Below are 11059 nucleotides of genomic sequence, written 5' to 3'. Positions count from 1 at the left end.
CTTCATCTCCGGCGGCAACATGCCCGCGTATTTCTTCTTCCAGTTAAAATAGGTTGCCTGGCTGATTCCCGCCTTCCGGCAGATCTCCGCAACCGGCATACCTTCATCACCCTGCTTCAGGATGAATACCTTTTGAGCATCCGAAAACTGCGATGCCTTCATCGCTTTCCGTTCCTTTCCCAGCCAGGAAAAGCCACCGGAAAACTCTAACCTTAACTGGTCCAGTTTGAAGGGGGCAGATCACCCGTGGCAGGTCAGGCTCTGTGGCATGCCCCCCGAAAGCTGTCCAACTTTCAGGGGGCAGTTCAAATTGGGAAGGCTTTCGTGTCAGTATTGCGATTGCGATCAAAACTTATAGGCGACGCCGAGACGAACCCCATGCGACTTGAAGTCGGCGTTGTATTTGTAGCCGTCCATACTATATTCCTTGCCGCCGAGATCGGTATAGCGATATTCGAGGCGCAGGATTACATTGTCAGTCGCGGCATAATCAACACCGGCGCCCGCCGTCCAACCCGCGCGGGTTTTCTTTTCGCTAAAGCTCCTACTTCCCAAACCGACGACTGTAAGACTACCGCTGGTCTCGAGTTGGCCGAAGGCGACACCACCAGCAATATAGGGCAGGAAGCGGCCAACCGCATAGCCGGCGCGAGCGCGCATCGCTCCCTCCCAGCGCAGCTGGCTTTCAAGGGAGCCCGAAACGCCATCATAGTCGTCGCTTCCTTCACGGCTTTTCTTAAGATTGGCATAGTTGACATCGGCATCGACACCGAGAACAACATTGTTGCCGGTTTCGAAATTGTAGCCGGCATAGATGCCGCCGAGGAAGCCGGTCGGTTTCATCTCGGCAGACAAAGTGCCCTTATAATTGGATTGACCCCATCCATAGCCCACCTGGGCACCGCCATATGCCCCCGCCCAGGTGAAGACGGGAGCCGATTTTTCCACATATGCCGGGGCAGGCTCTTGAACCATAACGGCGTCCGCTGCATGAGCGCTGGTTGCGGCATATAGTGTGATTGCGGAAGTTACGACGAAAAATCTTATCATGGGATTACCTTCAATACTGGGGGTGGCAAGCCGAGACCTACCGATAAATTAGCCGCTTATCTGGACTAAACTGAACTGGAAGTGAAACAGGTGCAGCACATCCAGCGGGTGCCCAAAATAACCAATCGTTAGATGTCCTGATAGGGGCGCCATCGCCCCTATTTCACAAAGCGGATAACCGGGGACAATGCCCGAAACGTTAAGCTCCTTCCGCTCCAACGCAGGAAGCCAAAAGGAGATGTGCTTTCGAAGCAGGCGGCAAAGCCAGAGACAATATCCGTTTCCTTCGCTTCGAAACGGCGGACTGAAGCGCCTGGTCGTCAATGGGATAGAAGATGACCTTGTCGAGCTTTACATCGGCTGCATCCCAATATTCAGGGTTCTTCTCGACGGTGTCAACGGCGGAGTAAAGACCGGCACGCGGCGGCGCAAAAGTCGGCCACCTTGGCGCGCGCATGAGACTCGTGGTAGGGCGTAGCCCGAGCGGGGTCTCATGCGCGTATTGTGATTATTTGAAGGATTTCAGCCGGCCTTTCGGGCGCGGCTTTGATGATCTGATCAAGGCTATGGGTATGAGCGGTATCTCCAAGAGATGGGGCCGTCTAATCGCACGTGGGCTGTGAAGCATTCTGATGTTGAAACGACATTGCCGGGTGCATGGTTGTCTTCGCGGTCGACATTAGCCGCTGCATGATGGAGCTCCGCGGAACGAGCCTTCAATGTGGACGACGCATTCAGCTGAGACAGCGATGCAACCCCATCAACGGAATGGCTCGGCTCACGTCCGGCAGGGACGTTTCGGCGTTCAGACGTTGAACGCTATGCAGGTTAGGTTGCGGCTCCCGCATTCGGATTAAAGAACTCACCAGTCTTCAGCATTGTGTGCATGATCACCGCAAGTTTGCGCGCCACAGCCACGGCGGCTCTTTTGAAGCCTATCCGTTCCCGGAAGGGCGCCCTGCGCTTCGGCAACGTGCCGGAGCCGGCGTTGCGGGATGACGATGTTCTGGTCGAGATCCACGCGGCCGGGCTCAATCCTCTGGATTCCAAGATCCGGGATGGAGAGTTCAAGCTCATCCTGCCCTATCGCCCGCCCTTCATCCTGGGACATGACGTGGCCGGAACCGTGGTTCGGGTCTGATCGAAAGTGCGGCAATTCAAGCAAGGCGACGAGGTCTATGCCCGGGCACATGATGGCCGGGTCGGGACTTTCGCGGAATCCCTTGCCGTGAACGAAGCCGACGTGGCGCTGAAGCCAAAAAACCTCACCATGGAGGAAGCGGCTTCGATCCCTCTGGTGGGGCTGACGGCCTGGCAGGTGCTGGTCGAGCGAGCTGGTCTGCGAAAACGGCCAGAAAGTTCTCATCCATGCTGGCTCGGGGGGCGTATTCGCGCCGTTCTGGCCCGGTGAAACGCGGCCACGTAACGAAGCACCGAGAACGGCTCAATGGCATAGTCGAACTCACCGGCGTGGCCGAACCGCAGCTGCACGCGAAGTTTCTGGCCTGGGACAGCGACCATGTCGTCGTCAGCAGTCTGAACTGGGGTTCGCAGTCAGGTCTCGAGGACAATCCACTGGATGAAATCGCCTCTATCTGGAGGGCCCGAATCTGTCGACGGCGTTGCTTGAAAGGTTCGAAGCCGAATGCGAGTGACCGCGCCCATTTCATGGTCTCTGTGTGATCGCAGTCCCTGACGGTTCAACGTGAGCCCGATACCGGACCAGCGGTTGATGAATTGATTCCATTTGGTCTGGCAGTAACGCTTGCAATGTCTGGTGTCACCGAAATCTACGAACAGGTTCGCGACCGCCTGCGTGTGCTCCGCTCCGTCAGCAAGCACGCTAAGAACCGTTTCATACGGGAGGCGAGGAAACAGTAAGCATTTCTGTGAGGGCTTCGCCGGTAACGGTTTGTCCGAAGATTGTAACATGTTTCGGACTTCACTTGACATGTCCGAATGTAGCATATTTCGGACATGATGAATCTGGCCAAAGCTACCGATCTACGCTCTCGCCTGCTGGCTCGAGTCGCCTCCCAACCTGATGAGGTCTGGACGCCAGGTGACTTCGCCGATCTCGGCGGCCGCGATGCCATCGACAAGACGCTCCAGCGTCTCGCTGCGGCCGGTGAACTGCGCCGCGTCGATCATGGGCTCTATGACCGGCCGCGAAAAAACACGCTGACCGGTCGCCCCGCTGTTCCTGACTACCGCGCTGTGATCCGTGCCGTCACCCGTCGCGACCAGGCGCGCGCTGTTATCGACGGCATGACCACTGCCAACGATCTCGGACTTACCACGGCTGTGCCCGCGCGCATCGCGGCGCTGGTCGATGCACGGCTAGACCGATCAAACTGGGCAACCAGGAGATCCACTTCAAGTTCGCCGCACCGAGCCGGCTCTACTGGGCCGACCGGCCCGCGATGCGCGTCGTCCAGGCCCTGCATTGGCTGCAGGATATGCTGACCCAGGACAGCGAGCGCGAGCGTATTCAAGCAGTGCTGCGTCGCTTGTTTGCCGATCCAAAACACGGCAAGGCGATCCGCGACGACCTGCGCGCCGGTCTCTCCGCCCTGCCGATCTGGATGCAGGAATTCCTGCGCGACTGATCACGCCCTCTGAGGCCGAGGCGGTGCAGCAGTGAGTACAGCCGCTTACAGGCAGATCATTGGCACACCCGCGCGGGACCGGCTCGATCTGTTTCTTGCGACCGCCAACCGCCTCGGGGCGCCGGTTGGCAACATCGAAAAGGATTTCTGGGTCTGCTGGACCTTGAACGCACTCTACCACGAAAGGCCCTGCCGGCGCGCCGCGCCTCCTCTTCAAAGGCGGCACATCACTCTCAAAAGCTTACGGTCTGATTGAACGCTTCTCGGAAGATATCGGTGCGCCGTGACGGCGCGGGAGGGTAGTATGACATAGTTGAAACCCTCCTAGCTTTGCTGATTTTCGACCGACGGCTGCAATGCCGTCCCTCTCGTGGGAGCAACGAGAGGAAGGGGACCGAAAAGCTGAACCGGGTGTCGCCGGTCCGGTGTCATAAGCAGATCGGTCTGAACTGTACCGGACGGGCGCCATCACTACCGGGCCGGGCTACCGCAGTGCTCATGGTGAGACAACGAAGTGCGTGGTTGAAGCCTCTGTATATATCCGAGAAGTCTCCCAACCGTGATGGCGGGGGAGACAAGCAGCGCGGTCAGACATGGCAGGGCTCAATGTTCCCTGCTGAGGGGTGCGAGAAATACGCACCCGGAGTGGGCAGGCTCCTCCAACCCATTCTCCGCATCGCCAGGGGTATAGCGCACCACCTACAGGCACGAAGGTTGAAAATCGGAACACGGGAACTTGGACCGTCTGCCCGGCAGGAACCGGGCTAGCCGCGACGACCGGAGACGGGCGTGTTCAAGGGCGGAGCCTCCGTAGTAGTCGGAGCCCGGGAAAGCCGGGCACATGGCGAAGGGAGGCAGGAAGACGATCGGTCAGCATGACGGAGGAGTGATCTGTGGACACGGATCATCGAGCTGATGAAGCTTGGGTACTCGGCGTTCAGCGCAGATTGTATCAGTGGAGTAAGGCGAATCCCGACGATCAATGGCGGGACATGTGGGGCTGGCTGACAGACCCGCGCATGTTGCATCATGCTTGGCGCCGTGTGTCGTCCAATAAGGGCGGTCGCACAGCCGGGGTCGACGGGATGACCGTGGGACGCATCCGGAAAAAGGGAGAGCAACGCTTCCTCGACAGGCTTCAGGCCGAATTGCGCTCGGGCGCATACCGGCCAAGTCCGGCGAGGCGCAAGCTCATCCCCAAAGCCGGTAAACCGGGGCAGTTCCGGCCCTTGGGCATTCCCACGATCAAGGACCGCGTCGTCCAAAGCGCGGTCAAAGCACTTCTGGAGCCAATCTTCGAGGCGCAGTTCTGGCGTGTTTTCTATGGGTTCAGACCCGGACGGAGCACGCATGGCGCCTTGGAGCATATCCGCAGGGCAGCCCAGTCGCATAAGCGCGGCGGGGATACCCGGCGGCACGGGATGCCATATCCGTGGGTCATCGAGGGAGACATCAAGGGCTGCTTCGACAATATCAACCATCACTATCTGATGGAACGGCTACGCAAACGCGTCGCCGACCAGCGGGTGGCACGGTTGGTCGGGCAGTTCCTGAAGGCCGGTGTGCTGGCGGAGGAGCAGTTCTTCCGTACGGAAGCCGGAACCCCGCAGGGTGGGATCATATCACCGCTGCTCGCCAACATTGCGCTCAGCGCGATTGAGGAGAGATATAGACGGTGGGTGCATCCTGATCCGACGGGGAGGTTCTCCCGACAATCGATACTCTCGGCGGCATCGAGTAGACGTATGTGGGATCGCAAAGCAGGACGATGCGTCTGCTTCCCCATACGCTATGCGGACGACTTTGTGGTGCTGGTCTCCGGTACGCAGGAAGAGGCTATCGCGGAGAAATCTGCGCTGGCGGATTACCTACGGGAGATGACAGGCCTCGAGTTGTCACCGGAAAAGACGAAGATCACAGCCATGACGGACGGGTTCGAGTTCCTCGGGTTCCGCTTCGTAATGCAATGGGACAAACGCTATGGGTATTGCGCACGCGTGCTTATACCGAAGGCCAAATCCCGCGATCTTCGTCGTAAGGTCAAGGAATGCACGGGGCGTAGCAGCACCGTTAGCACCCTTGGCGCCAAGCTTCAGGAGCTCAACCCAATCCTGCGTGGGTGGGCGAATTACTTCCGTTTCTGCTTCGGAGCGAGCAACGTGTTTACCAGTCTCGACTGGTACGCCGGGGATAGGCTCTGGCGTTGGCAGCGCAAGGTTCGTCCAAAAGCCAACGCAGGCGAGATTGCAAAAGGCCGACAACGCAGCAGCCGTCGATCGACGGTTCGGCTGTGGCGCGACGGTTCTGTCGAGCAGTATATACTCGCATGGACCCCCGTCGGTCGGTTCCGTCTCGCATGGATGGGAACGCCACACTTCGCCACGTCTTCTGGCGAGCCGGATGCATAACGAAAGGTGCAAGTCCGGTTCTGCGAGGGGTGGTGAGAAACGGGCCGCCGTGAGGCGGCATCCGCGTTCGCCACCTACTCTTCACATCACCGTGTTCCGCGATGATCTCCACGAGGCGGCATCAGTAGAGGAGCTGGAGGCGCTATCCAACAAGAAGCGCCGCGCCAGGCTCGACGCCATCCGGGACGCCTGCCGCGCCTACATCACCGATCCGCTTCGGGAATTTCTTGCCGATCAGCTCGCCGATGCCACCGACGGAGCCGGACGGATCGAGATCGATGAGGCCGATCCTGACGGGCAGACACTTCTGGTCTGGTATCCCGAGGTCGAGCCACGCGACGGCGCCTATGTGCGACCGGCCGTTCGAATTGAATCCGGCGCGAAATCAGCACTCGATCCAAACCGGGCCGTCACGATACGCCCCTACATCGCCGAAGACATCGCGGCACTTGACCTGGCCGTCGCCGACGTCACCACCGTCGAAGCCACGCGAACAAGGTGGTTATCGCGCATGACCTGCGCTGCTGGTACGAGCGGCGTAGCGTCCTTAGGCAGGAAGGGCAGCGCGTGTCGCGGCACTATTACGACCTACATTGCCTTCTCAATTCGGAGGTCGGTCAAGTAGCGCTTGCGGATCTCGAGTTGGGTGCCGATTGTGTTCGGCACGCACGGATGTTCTTCGATCGACCTGACTATAATCTGGCCTCGGCCGCTCCTGGAACATTCGCCATCGGACCGGTCGATGGAATGATCGGGTCGCTTAAGGATGACTATGCCAACACGACCGCGATGATTTTCGGGGCGGCGCCCGCATTCGATGAAGTGCTCTCATCCGCATTGGAGATCGAGCGCCGTCTGAATGAGTTAGCAAGCTGACGTTCGGGGGAGAGAGGCATGCCGGTCGCCAGAATAGAACGCATGGTCGCCGGGGTCGTGAAGAACCGCGTCGAACGCGGAGCCGACGGTGCGTTTGCCTGCCACCAGTTCGACTCGAATGTGCACCCGGTGGCTCTCATGACTCTGGACGATGTGGCGAACTATCTGCGCGCAAATCCAAGAAGCGGCGTCCGAATGAATCCTGGTTGGGTGAAGATCTCGCGCAATATTCATATCGACGGCGTACTCCTTCGGTGATTGAGGCGAGCTCTGAAAGACCGCAGTTGGGGTGGAGGCTGCCGAACGCGAGAGCTTCGGGCAGCTAGGCGGTTCTGCATGCAGCGTGCGGTAAGGGATGTGACCGGGCTCACGGCCGAAGCGCAGGGGGCATATGTGGAGTTGCTTCGGCCCGAGGACGCCGGCTCAGACGGTAGAAAGCACCAGGGTGCCGGCACAGCAGGTTGCGGCGATGCCGCCGACGCTTGGTGGACGAGAACGTCAGCCCGTCCTTCCTGGCGCGCGCGCCGGCTGATCGGGGACGCGACGACAACGCTGACCTGGGGCGGAGGCGCGACGGTCACGCGCGCAGTCGATGGCGCCGACCCCAACGGCCATATGTCGTTTCCACGAACCCGCTATTTGTCCCAGCAATTCGTAGAGGAGCTTTGCTCGGCAAAAGGCGTCTCTGACGGCTTGATCGAGGAAATCGAGCGCGTGATCTTCGCGTCCCACTCGCAGGACGATCGCGAATGGGCGCTCGACTTCGCCGAGCTGCGCGACCAGCAGACGTCACGGTTTCAGCAGGCGCGCGAGCGCGAGGCCGAGGCGATTTCCGACATTTCGGATCGCATCGCGACCGAGTTCGAAAAAGAGAGCCTCGTGGCCTCGCTGACCACCCAGGTCGGGCAGAAGAACAAGCTTATCGCCGACTATACGGCCGATCGCGCGAAGCTCGTCGTCAAGGGTACCGAAGTTCAGGTTGCACGCCATACCCAGCTCAGCGAGGCGGCGCAAAAACTCAGGAACAAAATCCAGAACTTTGGGAATCAGCGCCGCACCTTCGTCGCCTTGCAGGACGAGGTCCGCAGCATGCGGGCGAGGGAGCGCCTGAAATACTCCGCCAAGCACAGGCGCGACACGCCAATAGCGGCCTGGATGCGAAGCAGTGGGAGGACTTCCAGCTGATCTACAAAGGGGACGTCGATAAGAGCCTACCACTGCCTGGCGATCCGAACGTCGCACTGATCGCCGACACTGCCGACGTCTCGACGCTACCGCTTGCGCCGATCGCCGCCGAGATGACGCGCCCGGAAGCGTTGTTCAACGCCGACAAGCTGGTGCGCGAGCAATATGCGGCACTGACCGGATGCATCGCACAGGAGAATTCCGCCCTTCAAACCCTCGAAACCCGTCTTACCGGTGCGCAGGGTGCCGCCGCACGACGGAAGGACCTGCAGACCGAGCGGATTGACACCTACGGCCGGGTGTTCGAGGCGATCATCAACGAGCAGAATGCGCTGGCCGGCCTTTATGCGCCTCTGATGGCACGCCTAGCTGCATCCTCGGGCACGCTGAAGAAGCTCAGCTTCTCCGTCCGCAGGATCGCCGATGTCCAGGCTTGGGGCACCATCGCAGAGGAAGAACTTCTCGACCGACGCAAGACCGGCCCCTTCTATGGGCGCGGTTCGCTCATTGCTGCAGCCACGGCGCTGAAGTCTGCATGGGAGACCGGAACGGCGGTCGAGGTGCAGGCGGCCATGACCGCCTTCATGGCGAAATACTTGCGGGACCTGCTGTCGCATGCGCCTTACGCGCCGACGCAGCAGGCCGATTTCCGAGCCTGGTCGAAGCAGTTCGCGCACTGGCTTTCAGCACCGACCACATCACCGTCCGATACGAGATTTCCTATGACGGGGTGGACATCCGCAAGCTCTCGCCCGGCACGCGAGGCATCGTGCTTCGGTTGCTCTATCTGGCGCTCGACGACTCCGATGATCGGCCGTTGATCATCGACCAACCTGAAGAGAATCTCGATCCCAAGTCCGTCTTCGACGAGCTTGTCGCGCTCTTCATCGCCGCGAAGGCGAAGCGCCAGGTGATCATGGTTACGCACAACGCCAGCCTCGTCATCAACACCGACGCGGATCAGATTATCGTCGCCGAAGCAGGACCGCATCCCTCGGGCGGTCTGCCGCCGATCAGCTATGTGGCGGGCGGGCTGGAGAACGCGGCAATCCGCAAGGCGGTTTGCGACATTCTTGAAGGTGGTGAAGCCGCTTTCCGCGAGCGCGCTCGGCGTCTTCGTGTCCGCCTCGACCGATAGGACAGCGAGATGGCTATACGTGGCCTGCTGCCGGTTTCATGGGCGCCGAGTTAAGGTGTTTCCAATGAAACTGGAGCGCATGAATGCAACGAAGGAAGTTCAGCCGCGCGTACAAGCTTGAGGCGGTGAAGTTGGTGCGAGAGCGGGGCGTCAGTGCTGCGCAGGCAGCCCGCGATTTGGATGTTCACGAGAACGTCCTGCGTAAATGGGTCAGGGAATATGGCTCCGACCCTGTGCAGGCTTTTCCCGGCCACGGACAGATGAAACCTGAGCAGCTTGAGATCGAGAGGCTGCGCAAGGAAGTTGCAAAGCTGAAGGCGGAGCGTGATATCTTAAAAAAGGCCGTCGCCTACTTTGCGAAGGACGTGATATGAAGTTCGCGTTCGTTGCAAAGCACCGTTCGATCTGGCCGGTGGCATGGCTCTGCGAAGCGCTGGGGGTCTCTCGTTCTGGCTTCCATGCCTGGCTCAACCGTTCTCCGAGCCGACATGCCAGGCAAGATGAGGTTCTGCTCGACAAGATCAAGGACAGCTTCCAAGACAGTGACCGTACCTATGGTGCCGGGCGTGTCTGGCACGACCTTCTCGCCGAAGGCTTCTTCTGCGGCCTGCATCGCATCGAACGCTTGATGCGCGAAAATGCTCTGAGGGCCAGGCCGAGGCGACGCGGGCTGCCGAAAGATGGCGGTGAGCGCCCGGTCATCATGCCGAACGTGCTGGACCGGCAGTTCGAAGCGGATCAGCCGAACCAGAAATGGGTGGCCGATTTTACTATCTATGGACGGCTGAGAGCTGGCTCTATGTGGCCGCCGTCATCGACCTGTTCTCTCGTCGTGTCGTTGGCTGGTCGATGAACAACAGCATGACCTCCCAACTCGTGACCGACGCGCTGATCATGGCTATCTGGCGCAGAGGCAAGCCGGATGCGCTGTTGCATCATTCGGACCAGGGTAGCCAATACACCAGCGAGCAGTTCCAGCGCCTCATGGCCGATCACGGCATCACCTGCTCGATGAGCCGGTCCGGCAATGTTTGGGACAATGCCGCGATGGAAAGCTTCTTCTCATCACTCAAACGGAAAGGACAGCACGCAAGGTCTACAGAACCAGAGACCATGCAAAGGCGGGCGTATTCGACTACATCGAACGCTTCTACAACCCGAAGCGTCGGCATTCGACACTGGGCTATCTCAGCCCGATGGAATTTGAAAACAAGGTGAGATTAGCCTAACTCGGTGTCCGAAAAACCGGCAGCAGGCCAAAGCGACATCGCTGTCACCGTTCCTCGACAGATTTTCGGCTCGCTGGCGGAGCGCGGCTGGTCTCGTCACAGTAGCGAAGGCGCGGACGCCGACTCGATCGTCCGCGAGTTAGGCCGGCTCGGTCATCGGCTGGGCTCGCGTGTTCCGGGCCGTGCAGGGTCGCTCGACGAGGTCGTCCAGCCGCATGCGTCCGAGGATGCACATCCTCGATCCTTGAGTGCGCGCTACGGTCTCGGCGCCTTGCCGTTCCATACAGAACTCAGCCATCGCACCAGACCCTGCCGTTACCGCCTTCTCGGCTGTATCGATCCCGGATCGCCCGCTGCAGCGACAATGCTCCTCGACCGGCGAACGCTTGGCTTTTCGCGCGGGGAGCTTGACCTTCTAGAAAATGAACCGCCCCGGGTTTGCCGGAGGCTCCAACTCGTGAGACAGTGGAGCCGATATGAGCAAGACGACAAACAAGTTTTCACCGGAAGTCCGCGGCCGCGCTGTGCGTATGGTTCTGGCCCATGAATCCGAACATGCATCCC

Annotated in this window: 7 protein-coding genes and 8 pseudogenes; 11 read left to right on the top strand and 4 right to left on the bottom strand. The window is 59.9% G+C overall.

The features are described from left to right. The 4 genes and pseudogenes from DUT91_RS23690 to DUT91_RS26965 all read right to left on the bottom strand — a co-directional run. A partial coding sequence (locus tag DUT91_RS23690) for a transposase (protein WP_147272262.1) occupies positions 1 to 162 on the bottom strand: 162 nt, incomplete at its 3' end. Between the two features lie 183 nt (positions 163 to 345). Then, a complete protein-coding gene (locus DUT91_RS23685) occupies positions 346 to 1050 on the bottom strand; it encodes an outer membrane protein (protein ID WP_114442869.1) in 705 nt (234 codons plus the stop codon). Positions 1051 to 1304: 254 nt separating this feature from the next. Then, positions 1305 to 1444, bottom strand: a pseudogene (locus tag DUT91_RS27325) (ABC transporter substrate-binding protein); the annotation flags it as partial. A 434-nt stretch (positions 1445 to 1878) separates the two neighbouring features. Further along, a pseudogene (locus DUT91_RS26965) lies at positions 1879 to 1998 on the bottom strand (IS110 family transposase); the annotation flags it as partial. A 25-nt stretch (positions 1999 to 2023) separates the two neighbouring features. On the opposite strand from DUT91_RS26965, the pseudogene DUT91_RS23680 reads away from it, so the two are divergent. The 11 genes and pseudogenes from DUT91_RS23680 to DUT91_RS23640 form a co-directional block, all read left to right on the top strand. Further along, positions 2024 to 2438 (top strand): annotated as a pseudogene (locus DUT91_RS23680) (NADP-dependent oxidoreductase); the annotation flags it as partial. Next, positions 2437 to 2705, top strand: a pseudogene (locus DUT91_RS26960) (phospholipase D-like domain-containing protein); the annotation flags it as partial. The pseudogenes DUT91_RS23680 and DUT91_RS26960, both read left to right, overlap by 2 nt. A 322-nt stretch (positions 2706 to 3027) precedes the next feature. Continuing rightward, a pseudogene (locus DUT91_RS23670) lies at positions 3028 to 3500 on the top strand (DUF6088 family protein); the annotation flags it as partial. 9 nt (positions 3501 to 3509) lie between these two features. After that, the gene (locus tag DUT91_RS26955; protein ID WP_245419970.1) at positions 3510 to 3659 is read left to right on the top strand and encodes a hypothetical protein; all 150 of its coding nucleotides are present in this window, start codon (positions 3510 to 3512) and stop codon (positions 3657 to 3659) included. A gap of 31 nt (positions 3660 to 3690) precedes the next feature. Beyond that, positions 3691 to 3934, top strand: a pseudogene (locus DUT91_RS23665) (nucleotidyl transferase AbiEii/AbiGii toxin family protein); the annotation flags it as partial. A gap of 618 nt (positions 3935 to 4552) precedes the next feature. Next, positions 4553 to 6067: a group II intron reverse transcriptase/maturase gene (ltrA, locus tag DUT91_RS23660; RefSeq protein WP_114442868.1), complete on the top strand. Its 1515-nt coding sequence runs from the start codon at positions 4553 to 4555 to the stop codon at positions 6065 to 6067. Beyond that, positions 6060 to 6692, top strand: coding sequence for a nucleotidyl transferase AbiEii/AbiGii toxin family protein (locus DUT91_RS26950; RefSeq protein WP_245419966.1), 633 nt, complete (start codon positions 6060 to 6062; stop codon positions 6690 to 6692). Before ltrA ends, DUT91_RS26950 begins: the two co-directional genes overlap by 8 nt. Continuing rightward, the gene (locus tag DUT91_RS26945) at positions 6584 to 6943 is read left to right on the top strand and encodes a nucleotidyl transferase AbiEii/AbiGii toxin family protein (protein WP_245419968.1); all 360 of its coding nucleotides are present in this window, start codon (positions 6584 to 6586) and stop codon (positions 6941 to 6943) included. The genes DUT91_RS26950 and DUT91_RS26945 overlap by 109 nt, the downstream gene beginning before the upstream one ends. A gap of 18 nt (positions 6944 to 6961) precedes the next feature. Further along, positions 6962 to 7201 carry a hypothetical protein gene (locus DUT91_RS23650; protein ID WP_114442867.1) on the top strand — a complete coding sequence of 80 codons (240 nt, stop codon included), beginning with the start codon at positions 6962 to 6964 and terminating at the stop codon, positions 7199 to 7201. A gap of 230 nt (positions 7202 to 7431) precedes the next feature. Further along, positions 7432 to 9266, top strand: a pseudogene (locus DUT91_RS27320) (TrlF family AAA-like ATPase); the annotation flags it as partial. Positions 9267 to 9349: 83 nt separating this feature from the next. After that, positions 9350 to 10495, top strand: a pseudogene (locus DUT91_RS23640) (IS3 family transposase). The last annotated feature ends 564 nt before the right edge of the window (positions 10496 to 11059 follow it).

This window comes from Paramesorhizobium salinisoli (assembly GCF_003335045.1).
GTDB classification, from domain to species: Bacteria; Pseudomonadota; Alphaproteobacteria; order Rhizobiales; family Rhizobiaceae; genus Paramesorhizobium; species Paramesorhizobium salinisoli.
Note: the sequence above shows the minus strand (reverse complement) of the source record. Positions and strands in the feature narration are given on the sequence as shown.

Bases quoted from the DNA above. Each gene is read 5' to 3' on its own strand.
- DUT91_RS23685 (WP_114442869.1), bottom strand. From the start codon at position 1,050: ATGATAAGATTTTTCGTCGTAACTTCCGCAATCACACTATATGCCGCA.
- DUT91_RS26955 (WP_245419970.1), top strand. From the start codon at position 3,510: ATGCTGACCCAGGACAGCGAGCGCGAGCGTATTCAAGCAGTGCTGCGT.
- DUT91_RS26950 (WP_245419966.1), top strand. From the start codon at position 6,060: ATGCATAACGAAAGGTGCAAGTCCGGTTCTGCGAGGGGTGGTGAGAAA.
- DUT91_RS23650 (WP_114442867.1), top strand. From the start codon at position 6,962: ATGCCGGTCGCCAGAATAGAACGCATGGTCGCCGGGGTCGTGAAGAAC.